The following is a 25,691-nucleotide window of genomic DNA, read 5'->3' on the forward strand; positions in this document are numbered from 1 at the left end:
TTAAGACGGTCATATCAAGGTACTTCATCCCTTTTAGCCTCATTCTCCCTATAGTCTACGTCCATGCAGACTCAACAATGAGTTGGAAAGATATACATTCTTCTAGCCTGATCCAACCTCAGCCCAATGATGACTATAAAAAAATAAATATGGGTAAACTATCCCAGTTTACATTCGAACCGGATAAACAACTGCAAGAAAATACAAACCTGCCAATTGTTGGACGTTCTAATTCCTCAAGTACAGATTATTTATCAGATCATCTCATCAAAAATGCACCACCACAGCAGATGAGTATTCAACAGGCTGTTATTCTGGCTGTACAACGTAATCCGACAATCAGTCAATCATTAGCAACGCTTGCTGAACAAAATTCAAATATCGACTATGCAAGAACAGGATATTACCCACAACTCTCTGCAGGTCTAACCACAGGAAACTTTAATTCATCGAGCCGTGGACAACAAGTTTATACCCTTAAAGCGACCCAACTTCTTTATGACTTTGGCAAAGTTAAATCAAGCGTAGACTTACAAAAAGCAAAACTCATTACAGAACAAGCCAGCACCTTGGCTTCAATTGATGATATTGCCACAGAAACCAGTCGTAATATATTGGCACTTTTATATTATCGTCACCTAGTTTCAATTGCACAGCAACAAATAATAGGCATGCAACGACTCTATGAAATTGCCCTTTTACGCTCAAAAGCAGGTATTAGTAGTAAAGCCGATCCAGTACAAGCAGAAAGCTACGTCACCTATGCACAATCTTATTTAATTTCACAGCAAAGCAATGTACGCCAAACCGAACAAAAACTAAAAACACTTCTTGGCATTGATGTTTCACAGACACAATTTAATTTACCCACAAATATGATTCAACAGGCAGGTTTATATGAGCCAATTACATTTAATAGCATTCCTAAAATGATTGAATCCCAAGCAGAAATTAATGTTGCTGCTGCACAGAAAAAGCAAATACAAAAAAGTATTTATCCAACAATTTCTTTAGTTGGTGATGTGAACACTGCGGTAAATGGGACGAACCCAGATACAGGAAAGCATAACGGTACAGACTCTACAATTTATTTATCAGTGAGTAGTAATTTTTACCAAGGTGGGCAAACAAAAATTCAACAACAATCTGCTAGCTATGCTGAAGATGCTGCACGAGCAAAACTCAACGCAACCTACCTAGATATTTTAGATACAGCTAGAACATCTAAAGCGATTATTGACAATACACAGCAACAAATTGCCTTCCTCAATAGTCGAGAAGAATCAACAAAACAAACCCGTGAACTTTATGAAGATCAATATAAATTGGGAACTCGCTCAATTCTAGACCTTGTTTCTGCGGAGCAATCTTATCACAGCGCACAAATGGATAAAGCACAAGCCATTTATAGTATTGATGACACACTTGCAAAATACATTAATGCCACAGGCAAAGCACGTGAACTTTATCAAATTAACAACATGAATATTCAGGGGGTTGAGCTTCAGCCATGAGTCAAAATACAAACCAACAACAATGGCTACATGCATTAATGATGATTGCTCATCACTATCGTATTGATATTGCAGAAGAGAGTCTTCGCTTAGAGTTACAATGGAATCAACCCGAAAATAAAGATGAAGTGATTTCTTTAGCCACAAAACAACTTGGCTTAACATCAAAAAAATTAAATTTATCTCAAACCGAGTTTAGCCCTTGGCTTTTACCCTTAGTGGTTGAACTTGATCATACACAAGTCGCTGTCATTGAAAAATTAGATGCAGAAGGAAATGTATTGGTTCGCTTTAGTTCAGATCAGGGCTTAGCGCAAACACTATCTTTCAATGAATTAAAACAGCATGCGACTGCTTTATATATTTTTAGACCTGAACATGCCGTGCAAGATGTTCGTGTTGATGAATATATTAAACCTTTTGAAAAGAATTGGTTTTGGAAGATCGTACTTACCGATTGGAAACGCTATCTTGATATTATGTTGGCTTCTTTAATTGCCAATATTCTTGCCTTGGCGGCCATTGTCTTTTCTATGAATGTCTATGACCGTGTTATTCCAGCACAATCTTATCCTACGCTTTGGGTACTGGCAAGTGGTGTACTCATTGCAGCAATCTTTGAGCTGACATTACGGATGTGTAGAACCTACCTGTCAGACAAAATTGGTAAACAAGCTGACTTACGTGTTTCAGACCGTGTATACGGACATGCATTACGCATTAAAAATAAATATCGTCCCAAATCCACAGGCTCTTTTATTTCACAAATTAGAGAGCTTGAAAGTATCCGAGAAATGATTACATCCACGACCATAGGTGCGATTGCTGATCTTCCATTTTTCTTTTTCTTTTTAATTATTCTTTGCTTTATTGGTAGCCATGTTTTTTGGGTTGTCGTCTTTGTTGTTCCTTTAATGATTTTACCTGCAATTTTATATCAAAAGAAATTACAAATTTTAGCAAATGAAGGAATGCGTGAAAGCTCAATTCGTAATGCAATGTTAGTTGAGTCTGTACAAAATATTGAAGATATTAAACTTTTACGTGCTGAAGCAAGATTTCAAAATCAATGGAATCATATGAATGAAACTGCCGCAGACATTAGTATGCGTCAACGTAAAATTACTGGTTTTTTAACTTCATGGACAATGCAAATCCAAAACTTGACTTATGTTCTAGTTATCTTAGTTGGATGCTTTGCCGTCATATCAGGAGATATGACAACAGGTGCTTTGGTTGCATGCTCCATCCTTTCTTCTCGTATGCTCGGCCCTATTTCAAATATCAATAATATTTTATTGAAATGGCAAAATGCAAAGGTTGCAAAAAATGGTTTAGATGAACTCATGAAAAAACCCGTTGATCATCCAGAACGTGCTCAGCTCATTCATAAAACCGCACTATTTGGTCATTACGAGCTAAATCATGCCATGTTTAGATATGCAGAAGATGCTGCTGAACCAACACTTGCAATTAAAAAGCTAACTATTCGTGCAGGAGAGAAAATTGCGATCTTAGGTCGAAATGGTGCGGGCAAATCATCTTTACTCCAACTCTTATCAGGAATGCAGTTCATTGACTCAGGACAACTTACACTAGATGGTTTAGATATGACCCTCTTAGACCCTGATGATGTACGTCGAGATATGGGATTGTTAAACCAACACTCACAACTCTTCTTTGGTACAATTCGTGAAAACTTAACCTTAGGTGCTCCCCTTTCTTCAGATGAAGAAATTATTAAAGCACTCCAATTAACCAATGCTTTAAATTTTGTGCTTGAAAAAAAAGAAGGTCTAGATCATTTGGTTCTAGAAGGTGGTCTTGGCTTTTCAGGTGGTCAGAAACAAGCACTTTTACTCACCCGACTCATCTTAAAAAACCCACATATTGTTCTGCTTGATGAACCAACAGCCTCTATTGATGATGTATCTGAAAAAGTGTTAATTGAAAACTTAAAAAAATGGATTAGTCATAAAACTTTAATTGTTGCAACTCATCGTCAACCAATCCTTCAACTTGTTGATCGTGTTTTAGTCGTTCATCATGGAAAAATTGTTCAAGATATCCCCAAACATGAACTCTTTCTCAATCAGAATAAACCTTTAACAGAGGGAAATCCGTCATGAGTGATCATCAAAAGAATGAGATTCAACAGGTTTCTCCAAATATAGGTCTACCTACTCAACCACAGCAAAAGCAAAAATCATTTAAACTACAAAGTTCTCATACTCCACGCTACTCTATCGTGATTTGGGTGGTTGCTTTGCTTATTATTGTGTTTGTCGTGTGGGCAGCCAATTTTAAACTTGAGGAAGTCTCAACAGGAACAGGTAAAGTAGTACCATCGTCTAAAGACCAAATCATTCAATCTTTGGATGGTGGTGTCATTACTAAACTTGATGTAAAAGAAGGTGATATTGTTGAGAAAGGACAAATATTAGCTCAACTTGACCCAACACGTTTTGAATCGCAAGTGGGAGAAAGCCGTTCTAAGTTGCTTGCCTCTCAAGCAAAAGCGGCACGACTCACGGCAGAAGTAAATGGTACACCGTTAAAATTCCCAGCAGATGTGATGGCAAACCCAAATCTTGTACATGCAGAAACGGCTTTGTATCATTCACGACGTGAAGACTTAGAACAAACGCTTAAAGGACTTTCACAAGCCTTACAGCTTTCTCAAAATCAGCTGGCGATGACTGCTCCTTTGGTTGCTCGTGGTGCTGCTTCTGAAGTTGAAGTGCTTAAAATTAAGCAAGATATTAATAACTTCCAAAGTCAAATGAATGACAAACGCAATACATACTATGTCAAAGCACGTGAAGATTTAGCACAAGCCAATGCAGATATTCAATCATTACAACAAGTTATTAATGGACGTGATGATGCTGTAAAACGTTCTATTTTTAGAGCGCCTCTACATGGCATAGTTAAAGAGTTAGATGTCAATACCATTGGCGGAGTTGTTCCTCAAAATGGGAAAATTATGACAATTGTACCTTTAGATGAACAACTATTAATTGAAGCACGAATTTCTCCACGAGATATTGCATTTATTCACCCAGATCAACGTGCTCTAGTGAAAATCACTGCCTATGATTATTCCATCTATGGCGGGCTTGAAGGGAAAGTAGTAATTATCTCACCCGATACGATTCGTGATGAAGTAAAACAAGATCAGTTTTATTATCGTGTTTATATTCGAACTAATTCTGACAAGCTCGTTAATAAGTTAGGGCATACCTTCCCAATTACACCTGGTATGGTTGCAACAGTAGATATTCAAACAGGGCAAAAAACCGTCTTAGAGTATTTATTAAAACCATTTAATAAAGCCAAAGAGGCTTTACGAGAGAGATAAAATTATTTTAATAAAAGAGAGTCAGAAGACTCTCTTTTATTAAGCAAATATTTATTAGCATTTACTGAATAACGTAATAGAAACTCATCAAAAAATAATTTTAAATTGAAATTTTTGCTATATTTTCTGATTCATTTTTTAATATGATTACAGTGTAGATACGCAATTTTAAACCAATATAGACCATTCGAGTCAATCACAATCACCAACCTTTTCTTCTTGCATATTCATATAAAATATGACTATACCTATGGGTTGCAAGCTGACCTATATGAATTAGACGTACTTAAAGACTTAGTAGGCAATAAAGAAAAAGTGTATCTTTATCTACTTATCAAATCTGCAATAAAAATAAGCCAATTATTAAATTGGCTTAAATAAGATGATTATAAAAAAGGAGAGCCTAAGCTCTCCCCTTTTTTTCGCCTAAATTAATATAAAAGTTGATGGTTTTTCAACAACTCATCTAAAGATGTATTGGTATTTTTAAGTGTTAAAAGTTCAGTTGCCTGATAATTTGTTCCACTGCCATCTCTATCTATACTAATAATAGTATCTTTACCACCACTAGAATTCGTTACAACAGATGTCTTAATATAGTTACCAATATAATTGGCATCTGAAGATGATGTACTATAAGACGTTGATGAACTAGACAACAACGAAGTTACATCGACTTTATCACCTGATGTACCTACAGAGAAATCTGTCCAAGTATCATGACCATTACCACCTGTACTATCTGAACTGTTTAGGAGTTTGTACACAAGTGTATCAGCTCCTGAACCAAGAGTAAGCGTGTCATCATAAGGCGTACTTGTGACTGTATCAGGATTACTACTACCATTGATTGCAAGTTTAAGATTAATAGTTAATTGCGAACTAGATGTCGTTCCATCAATATCCGTTAATTTATAATCAAATACTTCTTTACTTGTAATTGTAGAAATATCAACGCCAGCATTTAACTTATATGTATAGCTTCCATCAGAAGCAATACTTAGTGTTCCGTACTTGCCCTCTAAATAAACAGATGTGTTAGAAACGGTTGTACCTGAGCTATCTTTAATATTTCCATCTTGATACAACGTATAAGCTGTATGACTCGATGTATCACTATATACAGTCATTTTGGTATATGTAGATCCAACTGTATCGGCAACTCCGCTTGAAGAATTTACTCCCGTTAAAATATTTCCTGTAACGCTTGTAGAGGTTGTATACAAATGAGTGGTATCTGTTTCAGTCGCTGAAACAGCCGTTGTTAATGTATAGTCTACACTGCCAAGTCCAAGAGAAGCAGATGCACTATTTGCAACGACTACTTTGTATGTACCAGCAGCCAAAGATACTCCTGATAAGCTGAGCGTAGCTGTTGCACCTGTAATAATTCCTAATGCCAATGCAGATTGAACTGTGGTACTCGCACTCGTCCAAACTGTCTGCCCAGATGAGTTAACAAGAGATATAACTACCTTATCTGTTACATATCTCGTTGCATCTGTATCTGTTAAAGTCAAGTTTAGACTAATATTTGACCACTGCTTACCTGTACCAACAGTAATTGTCTGACTTGAATCGGTATATGAGCTACCACTTGTAGATGCTGTACTACTAACTTTTACTGTTTGTACAGTAGCATTTGTAGCGCTTGCAAATGCTGTTGTATCCGCTACATCCACCGCATCAGAAACTGCATTCGAATGCTGTGCACTATAAGTACCAGCGTTAATTGAAATATTCAAATTTGCAGATGATGAGCCTGTTGTATTCGAAATTGTATAAGTAAAGGTATCCGTTTTACCTATACCAGCTGTATTAGTTAAAACATACTTATAACTACCATCTTGATGGATTGTTAATGTGCCATACTGTCCTGTAATAACAGTATCTCCACTAGATGATACATTAACTGTATTTGTAGTCTGTCCATTGTTTGATGTTACCGAACTCACAACGGTATTTGAATCAACTGTATCTTTACCTGCTGTAGTATCCGTATCTGTTAGTACATTTCCAGATGTATTTCCAGCCACACTCGCTACAATTGTAGAGTTAATCTCTGAAATATTTGTTGTTAAAGTATAGGTCGTCAATGCATTTAATTGTAGTAATGACGAACTTGTTAATGTAACTCTGTAAGTTCCTGCACTTAAATTATTAATCGTTGCAGTTAAGCTACCATTTGTTGGGGTTAGACTAATGCTAGAAGAATTGGTATTACTTGACGAGACTGTAGTCCAACTACCTGTTGAAGAGTCATACTTTTGAACAGTAACAACATAATTTGAAAATAAAGAGACACTTAATCCACTACTTTGAAGTACGGTAGTCACCGATGCAACATGATTTGGCTGAATTACGAAACTAGAAGTTGGATCTTCCCCACTTGTTATACCTAGAACAGAAGATTTTAACTGCCCAGATTTAGTCGTAGAGGAGGTTTCTTGCTTTCCAGTCACGGTAGCACTTAATGAAACATTGTTATCGGCTGCTTGTACATTTACCGATGAACTTCCTGAGCTAGAAGCATTATAGGTAAGTTCAGAAGATACAGATGTATTACCCGCCGCATCTGTTGCCGTTGCAGTAATAGTACCAGAAGATTGTTTATTGGCAGAAGTTATAGTGTATGAGCCATCGCTACTTGCGGTTGCTGTTCCTTTTGTTCCATCAGGATATGTCACTGTAACCGTACTGCCAGCCTCGGCCTTACCTGTTACAGTAACAGTACCATCATCATTAGCTTTTGCAGAAACATCACTTGGTGCAACAGGTGCTGTTGTATCTTTATACGCCACTGTAGATTGACCAGAGGTATTACCTGCTGCATCTGTTGCTGTCGCAGTAACAGTTCCTGTCGTTTGTGGTGTAGTAGAGGTCACACTATAACTACCATCACTTCCAGCTGTTGTTGTGCCCTTAGTACCGTCCGGATATGTCACTGTAACCGTACTTCCAGCCTCAGCCTTACCTGTTACAGTAACAGTACCATCACTATTGGCTTGTACAGCTGTACTGTTAGGCGTGAATGGAGCAGTTGTATCTGTATAATTTAAAGTTGACTTATCTGAAGTGTTACCTGCTGCATCTGTTGCTGTCGCAGTAACTGTTCCTGTCGTTTGTGGCGTAGTAGAAGTTACACTATAACTACCATCACTTCCAGCTGTTGTTGTGCCCTTAGTACCGTCCGGATATGTCACTGTAACCGTACTGCCAGCCTCGGCCTTACCTGTAACAGTGAGCAAGCCATTATCATGTGACTGTGTTGTAGCTGTTGGTGCTGTTGGTGCTGTAATATCTTTATAATCTGTCGTTGCTTGTCCAGAAGTATTACCCGCTGCATCTGTTGCTGTTACGCTAACTTTTCCAGAGGTTTGTGGTGTGGTAGAAGTCACACTATAACTGCCATCACTTCCAGCTGTTGCTGTTCCCTTACTACCATCCGGATAAGTTACCGTTACGGTACTACCAGCCTCAGCTTTACCCGTTACCGTCACCGTACCATTCGTATTACCTTGCGCAGATGTATCAGTTGGATTTACTGGTGCTGTTGTATCCTTGTAATCTACAGTAGATTGACTAGAGGTATTACCTGCTGCATCTGTTGCTGTAACACCCACTTTTCCTGAGGTTTGTGGGGTGCTTGAAGTCACACTATAACTGCCATCGCTTCCAGCTGTTGCTGTTCCCTTACTACCATCCGGATATGTCACTGTAACCGTACTACCAGCCTCAGCTTTACCTGTCACTGTCAAGGTACCATTGCTATTGGCTTGCGCAGATGTATCAGTTGGATTCGATGGTGCTGTTGTATCAGTATAATTACTATTCGTTACACCTGAAGCAACCCCCATACCATTAGTTGAGATACTACTAACAGTTCCGCTTGTTTGAGGTGTTTGTGATGTCGCAGTATAATTACCATTACTATCAACACCAACTTTACTTGTAGTACCATCTGGGTAAGTCACCGTAACAGTCGTGCCTGCATCTGCTTTACCTGTAACAGTAACAGTACCATCACTATTGGCTTGCGTACTTACTGTTGGATTCGATGGTGCGGTAGTACTTGTCGTATATTCACTGTCTGTGACACCTGATGTATTTCCTGCTGCATCTGTCGCTGTTATTTTTACCGTACCCGCTTGCTGTGCCGTTGCAGAAGTCGCACTGTAGTTCCCATTACTATCTGCCGTCACTTTACTGCTTGTACCATCAGGGTACGTCACTGTAACGGTACTGCCAGCTTCAGCCTTACCTGTCACTGTTAACACACCATTGTTGGCATCAATATGTGTTTGGCTTGGATTTTCTGGTGCTGTAGTATCTTTATAATCTGTCGTTGCTTGCCCTGACGTATTGCCTGCCGCATCTGTTGCTGTCGCAGTAACAGTTCCTGTCGTTTGTGGTGTAGTAGAGGTCACACTATAACTGCCATCATTTCCAGCTGTTGCTGTTCCCTTGCTACCATCAGGATATGTAACTGTAACCGTACTACCAGCTTCAGCCTTACCTGTAACTGTTAATGTACCATCTGTATTTGCTTGCGCATTTACCGTTGGGTTAGTTGGCGCTGTTGTATCCTTGTAATCTACTGTAGATTGACTAGAAGTGTTTCCTGCTGCATCTGTTGCTGTCGCAGTAATAGTTCCAGTCGTTTGTGGTGTGCTTGAAGTAACACTATAGTTCCCGTTACTATCAGCTACAACCTTACTGCTTGTATTATCTGGATACGTCACTGTAACTGTACTACCAGCTTCAGCCTTACCTGTAACTGTTAATGTACCATCTGTATTTGCTTGCGCATTTACCGTTGGGTTAGTTGGCGCTGTTGTATCTTGATACGATAGATTCGTTGCACCTGATGTATTTCCAACGGAGTTAGATGCTGTAATTGAAACATTACCAGACGTTTGTTGTGTACTTGAAGTGGCACTATAGCTACCATCACTTCCAGCGGTCACCGTCCCTTTACTACCATCAGGATAAGTTACTGTTACTGTACTACCTGCATTTGTTTGCCCAGTAATTGTTAAGGTACCATTATCATTAACATGAATAACGCCTGTTGGACTTGATGGTGCTGTTACATCATTATAATAAGATGTCGTCTGTCCTGACGTATTTCCTGCTGCATCTGTTGCTGTAATTTTCACATTACCAGATGTCTGTGGTGTATTAGAAGTTGAACTATAATTCCCATTACTATCTGCAACGGTTTTTGTAGTCGTGCCATCTGGATACGTCACAGTAACCGTGCTACCAGCTTCAGCTTTACCTGTTACTGTTACTGTCCCATTGTTATTTGCTTGAGTATAGGTACTTGTTGGATTACTTGGTGCAGTGGTATCCGTGTATGCACTATTCGTTACACCTGAAGTAATCCCCATGCCATTGGTTGAGGTACTGCTGACTGTACCACTGGTTTGTGGTGTCTGTGATGTTGCACTGTAGTTGCCATTGCTATCTGCAGCAACTTTACTTGTACTACCATCTGGATAAGTCACCGTAACAGTCGTGCCTGCATCCGCTTTACCTGTCACTGTTAATGTACCATCACTATTGGCTTGTACCGCTGTATCGGTTGGATTCGATGGTGCAGTAGTGCTTGTCGTATATTCACTGCCTGTAACACCTGATGTATTTCCTGCTGCATCTGTCGCAGTTACTTTGACCGTACCTGCTTGCTGTGCCGTTGCAGAAGTCGCACTGTAGTTCCCATTACTATCTGCTGTCACTTTACTGCTTGTACCATCAGGGTACGTCACGGTAACGGTACTACCAGCTTCCGCCTTACCTGTCACTGTTAGCACACCATTGTTGGCATCAATATGTGTTTGGCTTGGGTTTAATGGTGCTGTAGTGTCCTGATAATCTGTCGTTGCTTTCCCTGACGTATTTCCTGCTGCATCTGTTGCTGTAACACCCACTTTTCCTGAGGTCTGTGGGGTGCTTGAAGTCGCACTATAGTTACCATTACTATCTGCTGTTACTTTACTTGTACTGCCATCTGGATACGTCACGGTAACCGTGCTACCAGCTTCGGCTTTACCTGTTACTGTGAGTGTGCCGTCATTATTGGCTTGGGCATTCGTATCTGTTGGATTACTTGGTGCAGTGGTATCTTTATAAGCACTGTTCGTTACACCTGAAGTAATCCCCATGCCATTGGTTGAGGTACTGCTGACTGTACCACTGGTTTGTGGTGTCTGTGATGTTGCACTGTAGTTGCCATTGCTATCTGCAGCAACTTTACTTGTACTGCCATCTGGATAAGTCACCGTAACAGTCGTGCCTGCATCCGCTTTACCTGTCACTGTTAATGTACCATCACTATTGGCTTGTACCGCTGTATCGGTTGGATTCGATGGTGCGGTAGTGCTTGTCGTATATTCACTGCCTGTAACACCTGATGTGTTTCCTGCTGCATCTGTCGCAGTTACTTTGACCGTACCTGCTTGCTGTGCCGTTGCAGAAGTCGCACTGTAGTTCCCATTACTATCTGCCGTCACTTTACTGCTTGTACCATCAGGGTACGTCACTGTAACGGTACTACCAGCTTCCGCCTTACCTGTCACTGTTAGCACACCATTGTTGGCATCAATATGTGTTTGGCTTGGGTTTAATGGCGCTGTAGTGTCCTGATAATCTGTCGTTGCTTTCCCTGACGTATTTCCAGCTGCATCTGTTGCTGTAACACCCACTTTTCCTGAAGTTTGTGGGGTACTTGAAGTCGCACTATACTTGCCATTACTATCTGCAGTTACTTTACTTGTACTGCCATCTGGATACGTCACGGTAACCGTGCTACCAGCCTCAGCTTTACCTGTTACTGTGAGTGTGCCGTCATTATTGGCTTGGGCATTCGTATCTGTTGGATTACTTGGTGCAGTGGTATCCGTGTATGCACTATTCGTTACACCTGAAGTAATCCCCATGCCATTGGTTGAGGTACTGCTGACTGTACCACTGGTTTGTGGTGTCTGTGATGTTGCACTGTAGTTGCCATTGCTATCTGCAGCAACTTTACTTGTACTGCCATCTGGATAAGTCACCGTAACAGTCGTGCCTGCATCCGCTTTACCTGTCACTGTTAATGTACCATCACTATTGGCTTGTACCGCTGTATCGGTTGGATTCGATGGTGCAGTAGTGCTTGTCGTATATTCACTGCCTGTAACACCTGATGTATTTCCTGCTGCATCTGTCGCAGTTACTTTGACCGTACCTGCTTGCTGTGCCGTTGCAGAAGTCGCACTGTAGTTCCCATTACTATCTGCTGTCACTTTACTGCTTGTACCATCAGGGTACGTCACTGTAACGGTACTACCAGCTTCCGCCTTACCTGTCACTGTTAGCACACCATTGTTGGCATCAATATGTGTTTGGCTTGGGTTTAATGGTGCTGTAGTGTCCTGATAATCTGTCGTTGCTTTCCCTGACGTATTTCCTGCTGCATCTGTTGCTGTAACACCCACTTTTCCTGAAGTTTGTGGGGTACTTGAAGTCGCACTATACTTGCCATTACTATCTGCAGTTACTTTACTTGTACTGCCATCTGGATACATCACGGTAACCGTGCTACCAGCCTCAGCTTTACCTGTTACTGTGAGTGTGCCGTCATTATTGGCTTGGGCATTCGTATCTGTTGGATTACTTGGTGCAGTGGTATCCGTGTATGCACTATTCGTTACACCTGAAGTAATCCCCATGCCATTGGTTGAGGTACTGCTGACTGTACCACTGGTTTGTGGTGTCTGTGATGTTGCACTGTAGTTGCCATTGCTATCTGCAGCAACTTTACTTGTACTGCCATCTGGATAAGTCACCGTAACAGTCGTGCCTGCATCCGCTTTACCTGTCACTGTTAATGTACCATCACTATTGGCTTGTACCGCTGTATCGGTTGGATTCGATGGTGCAGTAGTGCTTGTCGTATATTCACTGCCTGTAACACCTGATGTATTTCCTGCTGCATCTGTCGCAGTTACTTTGACCGTACCTGCTTGCTGTGCCGTTGCAGAAGTCGCACTGTAGTTCCCATTACTATCTGCCGTCACTTTACTGCTTGTACCATCAGGGTACGTCACGGTAACGGTACTACCAGCTTCCGCCTTACCTGTCACTGTTAGCACACCATTGTTGGCATCAATATGTGTTTGGCTTGGGTTTAATGGTGCTGTAGTGTCCTGATAATCTGTCGTTGCTTGCCCTGACGTATTTCCTGCTGCATCTGTTGCTGTAACACCCACTTTTCCTGAGGTTTGTGGGGTGCTTGAAGTCGCACTATAGTTACCATTACTATCTGCTGTTACTTTACTTGTACTGCCATCTGGATACGTCACGGTAACCGTGCTACCAGCCTCAGCTTTACCTGTTACTGTGAGTGTGCCGTCATTATTGGCTTGGGCATTCGTATCGGTTGGATTACTTGGTGCAGTGGTGTCTTTATAAGCACTGTTCGTTACACCTGAAGTAATCCCCATGCCATTGGTTGAGGTGCTGCTGACTGTACCACTGGTTTGTGGTGTCTGTGATGTTGCACTATAGTTGCCATTGCTATCTGCAGCAACTTTACTCGTACTGCCATCAGGATAGGTTACTGTTACAGTCGTACCTGCATCTGCCTTACCTGTCACTGTTAATGTACCATCACTATTGGCTTGCGTACTTACAGTTGGATTCGATGGTGCGGTAGTGCTTGTCGTATATTCACTGCCTGTAACACCTGATGTGTTTCCTGCTGCATCTGTCGCAGTTACTTTGACCGTACCTACTTGCTGTGCCGTTGCAGAAGTCGCACTGTAGTTCCCATTACTATCTGCCGTCACTTTACTGCTTGTACCATCAGGGTACGTCACTGTAACGGTACTGCCAGCTTCCGCCTTACCTGTCACTGTTAGCACACCATTGTTGGCATCAATATGTGTTTGGCTTGGGTTTAATGGCGCTGTAGTGTCCTGATAATCTGTCGTTGCTTGCCCTGACGTATTTCCTGCTGCATCTGTTGCTGTAACACCCACTTTTCCTGAGGTCTGTGGGGTGCTTGAAGTCACACTATAGTTACCATTGCTATCTGCAGTCACTTTACTTGTACTGCCATCTGGATACGTCACGGTAACCGTGCTACCAGCCTCAGCTTTACCTGTTACTGTGAGTGTGCCGTCATTATTGGCTTGGGCATTCGTATCTGTTGGATTACTTGGTGCAGTGGTGTCTTTATAAGCACTGTTCGTTACACCTGAAGTAATCCCCATGCCATTGGTTGAGGTGCTGCTGACTGTACCACTGGTTTGTGGTGTCTGTGATGTTGCACTGTAGTTGCCATTGCTATCTGCAGCAACTTTACTTGTACTACCATCTGGATAAGTCACCGTAACAGTCGTGCCTGCATCCGCTTTACCTGTCACTGTTAATGTACCATCACTATTGGCTTGCGTACTTACAGTTGGATTCGATGGTGCGGTAGTGCTTGTCGTATATTCACTGCCTGTAACACCTGATGTGTTTCCTGCTGCATCTGTCGCAGTTACTTTGACCGTACCTACTTGCTGTGCCGTTGCAGAAGTCGCACTGTAGTTCCCATTACTATCTGCCGTCACTTTACTGCTTGTACCATCAGGGTACGTCACTGTAACGGTACTGCCAGCTTCCGCCTTACCTGTCACTGTTAGCACACCATTGTTGGCATCAATATGTGTTTGGCTTGGGTTTAATGGCGCTGTAGTGTCCTGATAATCTATCGTTGCTTGCCCTGACGTATTTCCTGCTGCATCTGTTGCTGTAACACCCACTTTTCCTGAGGTTTGTGGGGTGCTTGAAGTCACACTATAGTTACCATTACTATCTGCTGTTACTTTACTTGTACTGCCATCTGGATACGTCACGGTAACCGTGCTACCAGCCTCAGCTTTACCTGTTACTGTGAGTGTGCCGTCATTATTGGCTTGGGCATTCGTATCTGTTGGATTACTTGGTGCAGTGGTGTCTTTATAATCTGTCGTTGTTTGCCCTGACGTATTTCCTGCTGCATCTGTTGCTGTAACACCTACTTTTCCTGAGGTTTGTGGGGTGCTTGAAGTCGCACTATAGTTGCCATTGCTATCTGCTGTTACTTTACTGCTCGTACCATCAGGATACGTCACTGTAACCGTGCTACCAGCTTCCGCTTTACCTGTTACTGTTAATGTACCATTACTATTTGCTTGTACGGCTGTATCTGTTGGATTTTCTGGTGCAGTAGTATCTTTATAATCTGTCGTTGTTTGCCCTGACGTATTTCCTGCTGCATCTGTTGCTGTAACATCTACTTTTCCTGAGGTTTGTGGGGTGCTTGAAGTCGCACTATAGTTGCCATTGCTATCTGCTGTTACTTTACTGCTCGTACCATCAGGATACGTCACTGTAACCGTACTACCAGCTTCCGCTTTACCTGTTACTGTTAATGTACCATTACTATTTGCTTGTACGGCTGTATCTGTTGGATTTTCTGGCGCAGTAGTATCTTTATAAGTACTACTCACAACACCTGACGTATTTCCTGCTGTATCTGTTGCAGTTACACTTACACTTCCAGAATGCTGAGGCGTCGTAGATGTCAAACTATAGCTACCATTACTATTAGCTGTTACTGTCCCTTTACTACCATCAGGATAAGTTACCGTTACTGTACTACCTGCAGATGTGGTTCCCTCAACTGTAATCGTACCATTAGCATTTGCTTTAACTGTTGGTGTGCTTGCTGATATCTTTTCAGAATCACTATTTTTATTGTCATGTGTACTAGCAGCAATAATACCTCCAGCAAGCAATGCCCCTCCACCTAGTGCTAAAGGTATTGAAACTCCAGCCCCACCTAATACCCCAGCTGCCCCTGAATCATATAAAAGTCCTTCAATAGAGCTTATTGGCTCATAATTCACAACACCTTGTGCACTATGATCAATTATCAAAAAATTATGATTATTATCTATAAAAACAAGGCTATTATCTGGATAAGATGATGTATAGAAATTATCTACTGTTATTTTTTCACCATTTTTCAATGTAATAACTAAAGAGTTATCAGTACGAGAAATATTTGCAACATCCTCATATTTCACATTAACTTTGACAACTGAATTTTCATTTATATTAATATTATTACTATTTACATCTTCTAAAACTTTATGACTTGTTTTAGATACAACTTGCACATTCGTCATTATAATCTCGCTTTTATGAAGTTTATTTTTTATAACTTAAAGAACCTAAACACATTCTTTAGTTTGATTAGTTTTATATAAATACAAGAATACGAAAATAGTAAAAAAAATCAACTAAAAAATATATATCACACTTAAGATAAAAATAAATAAGTTCCTGTAAATTAATATCTTTTTAAATTTTTATAAATAGAATTTACAAATATGCAATTAAAATATTTTTTAAATTAAAGTATTTCCTATTAAAAGATTATAAATAAACTTCTCAATATTAAATATTAAATATTAAATATTAAATATTAAATATTAAAAACTTACATACCAAAAAACAAAATAATATGTCAAAATTAATATATAAAATATATTAATTAAGTTATTAACTTTCACACGATAAAATATATTTCATTTAAAAAACAAAATTATAAATAAATCAAAACTAGAAGAAAGCAAAAAATCTGATATATTAACCACTTAACCAATGGTTTTTTATTTCTGTGGTTAGCACTTTTTCGTATTGAGTACTATATCTGTACCAATCACACATAAAGTAAATAAACTTTAATTTTCAAAAGGTTACCATTAATATGCTTCTAATGATTGAAAAGAAGTATTTTAGTTTTATATAGTGCTAATTAGTTTGATTAATTCCATCAAAGTCCATATATAGTAATACTATTAGTGTTTGTTAGTTTTATATAGTTTGTTTTAATCTGACAAAAAAACGGGTACTCTAACGGGTAATCTTAAAAAATAGTACAAGTTACCCGTATGCTTTCAGATGCAAAAATAAAGACATTAAAACCTAAAGATAAGGTATACCGCATCCTTGATGCTGAGCGTCTTTATATAGAAGTTCGCCCTAGTGGCAAAAAGATATGGCGTTTCAAGTATGTACTAAATGGAAAAGAAGGATCTATTAGTCTTGGTGAATACCCAGTTATTTCACTACTTGAAGCAAGACGATTAAAACAGGCTGAACAGGTAAAACTATCACAGGGACTCAACCCATCTGACGAAAAGAAAAAGGCAAAGCAAAAAGAATCCTCGTCAACAACATTTAAAGATATTGCTCAAGAGTATAAAGAAAAGAAACTAGCAAACCGATCCGTTGGCTATATTAATCAATTTGATAGTGCAATGGAAAAAGATGTCTTTAGAGTCATTGGCACAAAAGATATTTCAAAAGTAACATCTGCTGATGTTCTGAAGATTATGGAGAATACTTTAAAAAGAGTGCGCTCACAAACCAATTATGGTTCAGGGGAAGTGACCGCTATCCAAAACCGTAAGTTTATTGGTCTTGTAATGAGATATGCGATTGTTACGCTGCGAGCTGAATACGACCCAACTTATGCCGTTAAAGATTATGTTACTAGACCCGATGTAGAGCATGCAAAACCAATAGATCGCTCTGAGATGTCAAAACTAAGAAGCAACCTAGATAGCTATAAAGGCTCAACAACTGTTAAAAATGCAGGATTATGTCTACTCTACTCAATGCTTAGAACAATTGAGATTAGACGTATGAAATGGTCTTTTGTTGATTTTGAGCAACGTGTAATTACCTTTCCAATTTCATCAAAAAGAAATCCAAGTGAACGAACAACTAAAAAAAATCGACTGCATCTTGTACCGTTCTCAAAACAAATTGAAGACATTCTAAAAGAGCAATTAAAAATTACAGGTGGCCAAGAGTATGTATTTCCTTCTGTCTATAAAACAGGAATGCTATCTGCTACAACATTAAATCGAATGCTAGATTATATTGGGTTAAGTGAAGTTACTGCTCACGACTTCCGTGCAACTGCATCAACTATGTTAAACGAAAAAGGCTATAGTCAGGATTGGATAGAAAAACAGTTGGCACATGCTGAAGAAAACAAAACAAGAGCATCATACAACCATGCTCAATATTTAGAGGATAGACGCAAGATGCTACAGGATTGGGCTGATATGGTTGATGGGTGGAAGTGATGAAAAAAGAATTAAATGTATTTCTATTTTGGATTGTATGTAGCGGCATTATATTAACTTTCGTATTTTTCTTATTCTTGAAATATTATTTGTTTACTGGAAGTGCCTCCAATCCACCAGATATTAAGGATGTTACATCTAATACTCTGTCATTTTTTTCAGCAATAGCAACTATAAGTGCTAGTATTATAGCTGCATATTTATTTAATGATTGGAAGGAACAACACAATACTAATATGTATTCAAGGTTTGCTTTAGAAATCCTTGAATCAATAAAATCCATATCTTATGATATACACAGTTTAGATAAAATAATTACGAAAGCTGAGAAATCATTAGAAACACCTCAGCATGATTCCATAGAAACATGTGAAATATATTTAAAAGAAATACATAATATAATTAAAAAAATAGATGTGTTGCAGCACAACGCATCATTTTTCTCAAATATTATTTCCAATACAGATATACCAAGAATAATTATTCAAGAAACAAGTAAGCTAAATAAATCTTTGGAATTAGTAATGTTACATTTTAATAAAAAAATGGATATAAATGATTCTATTCCATTGATTGTGAATTTTTTTAATGACCTTAAGAAGCTAGAAGATGTGTTTTTTAAAGAACTAGTTCCTTTGGCAAACTTGTATATTACTAAAAAGTGAATTTAATCTATAACCTAATAAGTGCATCATGCCTATCTTTACACTCATTATACTTCTTCACCGTATCCACCGACCAAAGAATCCATGCCTTACCTGTATTTTCATCTAATGTTTGAAGATCAGGACAAGGCTGTAAAAGGTTACTTGGTATCTGTACTGGTGGTTTGACTTGATTTGATGAGGTCATTGAGCTGCACCCGACCATCATCATCGATACACACATTACGATAGACAGGACGATCAATGTATTTATTGATTGTCCTAGTGACGTATTCAACTTTAGTTGCTTGCTCAGTTTTAAGTTTTTCATAGTCTGCACTCACCTTGTTCATTTCAATTTGCTGTTGTTGAGCAGCTTCTAAATATTTTTGTTTTTGTTCCTGTATATAAGCAATATGCTCTTGCTTCTGTTTTTCGATCACTTCATCTTTATGGTTCAAGATCATAAGTAAGCACAGGATTAAAAAAGCGAGTAATGCAATGAAGCACTCTCGCCAGTACTTTAGGACCAGTAATAGATAGGTCATTGGTTTGACTCCATGCATTTCTCATAACGGTTGTTTTGACGTACATACACGCCATAGCAGTTGTTGGATCGGATTGAACAATCACGCCCTGCCACGTATTTATATTTCAGAAGTGATTTACAGGCTTGGACGTAGTTACCTTGAAGTAAGTTGGTTCTCATTGAAGATTGATTGAAAGTGCCCATGCCAAATTGGTATACGAAATCGATGTAAGCGTCATATTCACTTTGAGCGAGTTTTACATTCGGAATGGAGTGCTTAAACTGCTTCTCTACTTTTGAGATATGGTCTTTTAAGTAGTAGTCAGCAGTTTGTCTTGAGATGGGCTTGTCATGCATCGTGACAGACTTACCATTTGGGTAAACCGTAGTGCCATGACCAATAGTAGGTACATCTCCCTGAGTTGGACGAACAGGTTTGGAGGTGAACCCTTCATCTGTTCGTACACCGTAAAACAGTGCGCTTGATGCGGTGAGTAAACCTATAATAATCTTATGCTTATTTCCCATCATCTAATTCCTTCGACTCTTTGAGTAGCTTTTGTATTTCAAGTTTGTGGCGTTCTTCAGCTCTTAGCTCTTCACGTTTTTTAAATCTCCAATTTGACCAAACACTAATAACCGCGATACAAAAACCACCTACTGTCGTGCATGTAGTGATTATGGTTATCCAGTCATGTTGTGAAATAAGTGCGATAAAGCCAGAGCCAACCGTAGTTGCTGAGCTTGTGAGTGTTGTTGATTTACTAGCAATAACTGAACTTGCTACATCGACAAGTGGTTGTTGGTCCGACATTTTTCCCTCTGTTTTATGATTTTTAGTAATAAAAAACCCGCCTAATTAGCGGGTCATTTTTTATAATCTTATTTATGATTTAAGTTTTGCCTCTATATCTGCAAGGCGTTTACGTTGATAGGCCATTTCTAGAACCATACATTCGTCATAACGAACCATATAGACCTCACCTGCCTCTCTGGGTTCAACTTCTTGTACCTCAGGAGTCAATTCATTGCCTTTATTATCGTAAGTAGCCTCTTGATACTTAACTTCTTGAATCGCATCCCATTTGTCATAGGTCAATAATCCATATTCATTAAAATCTAGACCGGCACTATCGAATGCATCTTTAATTCTTTGGGCAATTACACCAAAATGAAATCGAGCATCCCCCCCTTTTTCTTGTACTGCAGCATTGAGCTTATACATTTGAAAGTTAACCTTAGACCATGCATCTAAAACGTTATCAGGGATATCTTGTATCTCTGTTTTATAGTTTTCATCAGATACAACTGTAACTGCATTCTGCATATATAGATTATTTACTGTATTCGATGATGATCCGATATTTCTAGTCGCTGTCTTGTCAAATACAATATTTGCTGAATAAGGCTTCCCCACTCCATGTAATTCAATCCATGACTGCCAATTGCTACTAGGTGTGCCGTCTGATATTTGTGGAACAGCACCAACTCTGAAATAGCAACGTCCAGCATAAACAGAATTTTGATATTGAAAAGCTATTTGTGCTGTTGTATTTGAACCAACATTTACTGTATGTACTGTAGTTTCAGAGCCATTTGGGACTCCGTATGATGACCCACTAATATTGTAGTAACCATGCATGTATGCTTTATCAATATTATTAATTGAGCCAATCTTGATTATCTTGTATCCCATTTTATACTCCAGATGTCTCTAAGAAATTATAAGATCGAATATCTAAGTCAGCCTTATTTATTACTGTGAAACTACTTGCTGTGTCTGGTGATGTTATCTTGATATCTCCAAAAAAGTTTGGATACTTGCCAGTAATTGAATTAAATGATGTGTTTGTCGCTCTTATTTCAATAGAGCTAGCCCATGAACCATCAGAGTTTGAACCAATGCTCATATTGCCACAGTCACAATTTACTAATGAAACACTGCCACCACTGCCATTATCCTTACCTAGATAAATATCTCCAATTGTTCCCTGAGTCGCCCTTAATAAATAACCTCTATCACTAAAACCTTCATGTATAAAGTCACCGATTGGTGTGTCATTAAGGGTTACTCCCCCACCTGAATTGTATGAATATGCATAAACAGGTAAACCTCCTACATTGCAACTATTATATGTTGATGTGCACCATGCTGTTTGTTTGCTTAAATATTCATACCCTGGAGAATATACTCTTGTATTCGCTAGAGTTATGTATCCAGCTCTAGTCTGCTTATCAAAATTAGTATAATCAAATCCATTTTCCTGATCTTGACCAAAATACTTAACACCATATCCGCCTAATGCTACACAAACCTTTTTATTTTTTGATGCAACGCCATTGCCCTCTGTTTCGTGGTGATTGTCATACATAACAATTGGTGTGCTATCTCCATTAATAATAATATCAGCAGCGCCATATGTATTATCTTCAAAATGAGTTTTATGGAAAAAAATAAAATTAGAATTATCTGCATCTGTTGAAGTATGAGTAATCTGTAAAGGAGCGTAAGTTTGATATCGAATATCGAGATTGCCATCAGCCATAAATTTCTTATAATCAGGGGACATTCGACCACATCGCATAAATGTAACCTGATCGAATTGACTATCAAAAATCCAGTCCCCGTAGAAACCTGACCCATAACACCCATAAAATGTTACGTTTTGCAGATAATGTTTACTACCATTTCGAACCACCATCCCGTGAATTGATGACTGACCAGCATTAATATTGTCTGGTCTAATATTCATATCACGCAAAGTTATTGAACCGGGGTTATCTTGATCACCTGTTTGCATATTTTTATAATCTAACGATGCACTATGGATTATTCCATAATTTGCCCACGTTAGGTCCGTATCAGATTTAATACCTTTAAATACAATTTGAGTTCCAAGATTATTTTCAGGCCTGCCTTCTGTAGACCTTGGGGAGCCTAAAAGCGTTAGTGGTATCCATTGCCCACTCGTGTCTATATCGGGAGCATTTTTAGTTATATACTCAATAAGACCACGACCACCATAAATTGGACGTGTTATTTCAATATTACCCATAGGGAGTCTTAATATACTTGAAAAACCCTTTCTATATATATTGCATTGTGCTTCAAATATTGCATCGTCCCAATTTCCAAGTTTATTGAAATAGTATTGAATAGGTTGTTCATTTTTAAAATCGAATATGGCATATGGCTCATCTTTCAACCATGCTTTTTGTGCCGCAGAGTAATAATACTGCCCATCACCACTCACATAAACAAGTCGTAGGTCCCATGTATCTAACTTTGCTAGATCAGCAAATGTTTCTACTGTGGTAATTCCTTTTTGGTTGAATAAGTCTTGAGTTGCTGCATCACTTATTTTGGTTGCAACAATATCTGTGATCCAGCCATGTTCCCCAGCACCAGCAGCCTTCGCTACTTCAAGTGTTGTTTTTAACTCATTAAGTGCATCAACCTGTTTTGAGTCAAAGTTGCTTGTTGCTTGATTAACCTGAACATTGATATTTGCTAGAATCCCATCAATATCTAATTCAGATAATTTATCAGTTTGCCCCAAAATTTTTCGTAAAATAGCCAATACATCATTTAAATTTTTGGTGTTGCTTAGGATTGTATTCCAATTCGTCGCCATTTTAGAAAATCCCCACAATAGTAGCTTTTGCTGTTACTTGCTCATCGCTAGAGCCTGTCCACCTTTCAAACCGAGCGCATAACTGCTTTTGAGCATCTACATTTCTATAACCGTCATACATGACATTAATAAGCCACTCCATGGCTTCAACAAAGTACTCCACCGTTGTTCCCTCTTCACTCAATTGAATTGATGCAGACATTCGCTTTTTAAGCGTAATTGGCAGCGAGAAAGTTCCAACTCGACAGTTTGAACGACTATTATCACTGGCCGTCTGATTAATAACGCTATCGTTTGTCCAAAGTGACATTTCAATAATTGCGATACGTCGTGCATCATCGTATGTGATGGTGTAATTATTCCCTTTCACAACTCTTAATGGGTCAGTATTTGCTGATAGTTGAATATCTACATCATCTGTACCATCAAAACTCACCGAACCTAAGGCAACCCCAGAAAGAGTTATATTTCTCTGATTCTGTAACTTTGTCGCTGATACAGCATTCGCATCTGCGTCCAACTTCTTATCGATAACTTCATTTATCTTTAAGAAAGTTGCATTGAACAAATAATTAAACCACTGTCTAGCTGGGCGTATACGTGATGGAAATCCAAGTGGCAGATTTAAATTATCAGTACCTTTTGATGCCGTAGAGCCAGTAGCGAAATCAGGTAGTTTATCAATACTCATTTTCACCCTCGAATATTAGTTTTACGCCCGAAGGCAATGGAAACATCATTCTCACTAGCTCTCTTTCCCATACTTCATAGCTATCAAGAAAGGTGAATGTGATTGACATATCCAAGTTATCTATAAATTTGAATTTTTTAGTTAGAATTAATGACAAAATATCGATTGCAGATTGCTCTGAACAGTCAGATTGATTTAAAAGAATCTTGGCATAAATCACGTTGCGAAATAGACCGGTATCCATAACCTTTGCGGTGGAGTCATTCATACCTGATTCACGCCAATATCCACCGACTGTAGGATCATCTAGTTCACCAAAAGTTAATGACCCGTCTTGATCATCAAAACCAAAGAATGGGATAGGAATTGCATTGGGTATTGCATTTGGTGCACCAACCCAATCTGCAATAATCTGTAATTGATCACCCGTTGCATTAGCCAAGTCAAACTTTCCATTCATTGACTGGAAACAGTTGATGACATCTATAATCGGCTCAATTGATACGCGAACTGCTGCATTAAATTTTGGTTGTGATCGATGTTGGCTTGTGATGAGAGATAAGAAACTTGATGAGTCCATTTATCCCCCTGCGATACTGATATCTATGTTCTTTGTTTCACAATATGCCACTTCATTAAAACTTAATAAGAAGTCACCTGAAATTTGTTTCCCATCAACTGTGATTATGATTGATGAGATATCGTAGGTCATTGAATCTAGACCACCATATAAACCTGCAGGAACATAGATTTTGTTGAGTGCAATCTTGTCACCGATGTCTAGCTGATTCACATAGTTGGCTATCGCTTGCTTGATTGAATCGCCAATATCACTCGTATAGTCCACAGTGCTTTGAGCACTAATGATGAAACCAATACTTCTAACATTTGGTCGATAAAATTGTACAGTGACTGCTTCACCAAAGTTATCATTGACAGAAACATTGGTGTTTCCATACCACCCACAACCCAATGATTTTTTGGAGCGCATAGTCTGGGCAATGGCATTCGCATCACCACCTGAAATAACCACGCATAACGTATTCGGAGGCAATCCAAGGTCATTAGTTTTTTTGGTGTCATTCTCATAGGTTTTACAGCGTGATACACCTGCGAGGCTGAATAAAGCACCCTTAATACTGTCTGTTTTAGACTGAGATGGGATTGCAACAGATAAGGCTTGTCGTTGCTTTAAATGAGCATCTTGCTCCACTGCTGTTCCAAGTGTAGATGATGCAACATTCGTTACACTCTGCCACCCTCTTGTTGGCTTCCCAATGGTTGTTACTGATCCAGCCATTGCCAGTACTGCACCTGCTTGAGATGCTGTTGCAGTCACTACAATTGAACCACTCGATGGAATGGTTACTGTCGTTGGTAACATCCATTGATTGTTGTTCTTGTCCACTGCATAGCCATTCGTAATCACTGTGCCTGCTGTACCTGTAATAGTCAGATCAACAGTTGAATAAGTAGGTAGTGCACGTTTAATGCCGTTAATCGCGACATTTCTTGAAAGTGCATCGCCTGTGGCTGTTTTTGGTGAGAATGTTGAATATACATCTATACATGCAGCACCGCAGTCCGAAACAACACGAGCAATTACACCAAGCCACTGCCCATCTTGGCTATCATTCTCTAGATAAGCATCATCACCATAAATCGCTTTATATTGGTCTTTTAGGTAATCTAATGCTTCAAAGTAAGTGGGTGCAGATACGCCTGAGTCTGTAATTTGAGGAGCTATTGTGGTTAACGTCATCTGTTAATTTCCTCATCCAATGAATATTCGCCATACACTGTGTTTATCGTCATGGTGACTGTGAGCTTTCTTATGTTTGGATCAATTTGGCTTTCAAAGTCCTCAATACTCAAAACACCTTGCGTTTCTAAAACACGCTGTCTAAGTGCGAGCTCGTATAAGTTCCCAGCTTTCTTACCAAGTATGCTTTGATTCCAGCCTGTACCGTCCGAAGTATCTGCAAACCACTCCCCAATCCAAAGGTTAAGCCGTGTTTTCACTGATTGTGCAACCGCTTCAGCAGAATCAACATAGAAGTCGTTTGCACTAGAACCAAATACGTGGTCCCCGTCTTGATCTTGCTTTCTATAACGCATAAAAAAAGACGCTTTCGC

15 protein-coding genes are annotated in these 25,691 nt (G+C 39.1%); 5 read left to right on the plus strand and 10 right to left on the minus strand.

What is annotated here, in order from left to right:
* The first annotated feature begins 77 nt into the window (after positions 1 to 77).
* Genes AC1MPL_RS09815 through AC1MPL_RS09825 form a run of 3 tightly spaced genes read left to right on the plus strand, consistent with a single transcriptional unit; the run spans position 78 to position 4,875 of the window.
* Positions 78 to 1,514 carry a TolC family protein gene (locus tag AC1MPL_RS09815; protein ID WP_479765156.1) on the plus strand — a complete coding sequence of 479 codons (1,437 nt, stop codon included), beginning with the start codon at positions 78 to 80 and terminating at the stop codon, positions 1,512 to 1,514.
* Complete coding sequence (locus AC1MPL_RS09820; RefSeq protein WP_479765155.1) at positions 1,511 to 3,643, plus strand: type I secretion system permease/ATPase; 2,133 nt, start codon at positions 1,511 to 1,513, stop codon at positions 3,641 to 3,643. Before AC1MPL_RS09815 ends, AC1MPL_RS09820 begins: the two co-directional genes overlap by 4 nt.
* The gene (locus AC1MPL_RS09825; RefSeq protein WP_479765154.1) at positions 3,640 to 4,875 is read left to right on the plus strand and encodes an HlyD family type I secretion periplasmic adaptor subunit; all 1,236 of its coding nucleotides are present in this window, start codon (positions 3,640 to 3,642) and stop codon (positions 4,873 to 4,875) included. The genes AC1MPL_RS09820 and AC1MPL_RS09825 overlap by 4 nt, the downstream gene beginning before the upstream one ends.
* A 431-nt stretch (positions 4,876 to 5,306) precedes the next feature.
* Here the strand turns inward: AC1MPL_RS09825 and AC1MPL_RS09830 are convergent, their stop codons facing one another.
* Entirely contained in the window at positions 5,307 to 16,082 is a 10,776-nt protein-coding gene (locus AC1MPL_RS09830) for a BapA/Bap/LapF family large adhesin (RefSeq protein ID WP_479765710.1), read from the minus strand.
* 768 nt (positions 16,083 to 16,850) lie between these two features.
* On the opposite strand from AC1MPL_RS09830, the gene AC1MPL_RS09835 reads away from it, so the two are divergent.
* Positions 16,851 to 18,056: a tyrosine-type recombinase/integrase gene (locus AC1MPL_RS09835; protein WP_479765712.1), complete on the plus strand. Its 1,206-nt coding sequence runs from the start codon at positions 16,851 to 16,853 to the stop codon at positions 18,054 to 18,056.
* A complete protein-coding gene (locus AC1MPL_RS09840) occupies positions 18,056 to 18,721 on the plus strand; it encodes a hypothetical protein (RefSeq protein WP_479765714.1) in 666 nt (221 codons plus the stop codon). Before AC1MPL_RS09835 ends, AC1MPL_RS09840 begins: the two co-directional genes overlap by 1 nt.
* Positions 18,722 to 18,861: 140 nt before the next feature.
* On the opposite strand, the gene AC1MPL_RS09845 is transcribed toward AC1MPL_RS09840, so the two are convergent.
* The 9 genes from AC1MPL_RS09845 to AC1MPL_RS09885 all read right to left on the minus strand — a co-directional run bounded on the left by AC1MPL_RS09845 (position 18,862) and on the right by AC1MPL_RS09885 (position 25,673).
* A complete protein-coding gene (locus AC1MPL_RS09845; protein ID WP_479765715.1) occupies positions 18,862 to 19,167 on the minus strand; it encodes a hypothetical protein in 306 nt (101 codons plus the stop codon).
* A gap of 77 nt (positions 19,168 to 19,244) precedes the next feature.
* The gene (locus AC1MPL_RS09850; protein ID WP_479765717.1) at positions 19,245 to 19,757 is read right to left on the minus strand and encodes a glycoside hydrolase family protein; all 513 of its coding nucleotides are present in this window, start codon (positions 19,755 to 19,757) and stop codon (positions 19,245 to 19,247) included.
* Entirely contained in the window at positions 19,747 to 20,043 is a 297-nt protein-coding gene (locus AC1MPL_RS09855) for a hypothetical protein (RefSeq protein ID WP_479765719.1), read from the minus strand. Before AC1MPL_RS09855 ends, AC1MPL_RS09850 begins: the two co-directional genes overlap by 11 nt.
* Before the next feature lie 72 nt (positions 20,044 to 20,115).
* The gene (locus tag AC1MPL_RS09860; protein ID WP_479765721.1) at positions 20,116 to 20,925 is read right to left on the minus strand and encodes a tail fiber domain-containing protein; all 810 of its coding nucleotides are present in this window, start codon (positions 20,923 to 20,925) and stop codon (positions 20,116 to 20,118) included.
* A 1-nt stretch (position 20,926) separates the two neighbouring features.
* Complete coding sequence (locus tag AC1MPL_RS09865; protein ID WP_479765723.1) at positions 20,927 to 22,864, minus strand: hypothetical protein; 1,938 nt, start codon at positions 22,862 to 22,864, stop codon at positions 20,927 to 20,929.
* A 1-nt stretch (position 22,865) separates the two neighbouring features.
* Positions 22,866 to 23,555 carry a hypothetical protein gene (locus tag AC1MPL_RS09870; RefSeq protein ID WP_479765725.1) on the minus strand — a complete coding sequence of 230 codons (690 nt, stop codon included), beginning with the start codon at positions 23,553 to 23,555 and terminating at the stop codon, positions 22,866 to 22,868.
* A complete protein-coding gene (locus tag AC1MPL_RS09875; protein ID WP_479765727.1) occupies positions 23,545 to 24,135 on the minus strand; it encodes a baseplate wedge 1 family protein in 591 nt (196 codons plus the stop codon). Before AC1MPL_RS09875 ends, AC1MPL_RS09870 begins: the two co-directional genes overlap by 11 nt.
* Complete coding sequence (locus AC1MPL_RS09880; RefSeq protein ID WP_479765729.1) at positions 24,136 to 25,317, minus strand: baseplate J/gp47 family protein; 1,182 nt, start codon at positions 25,315 to 25,317, stop codon at positions 24,136 to 24,138. It lies immediately after the preceding gene.
* Entirely contained in the window at positions 25,314 to 25,673 is a 360-nt protein-coding gene (locus AC1MPL_RS09885) for a contractile injection system sheath initiator (protein WP_479765731.1), read from the minus strand. The genes AC1MPL_RS09880 and AC1MPL_RS09885 overlap by 4 nt, the downstream gene beginning before the upstream one ends.
* Positions 25,674 to 25,691: the final 18 nt, after the last annotated feature.

This window comes from Acinetobacter sp. N1-1, from assembly GCF_056711485.1.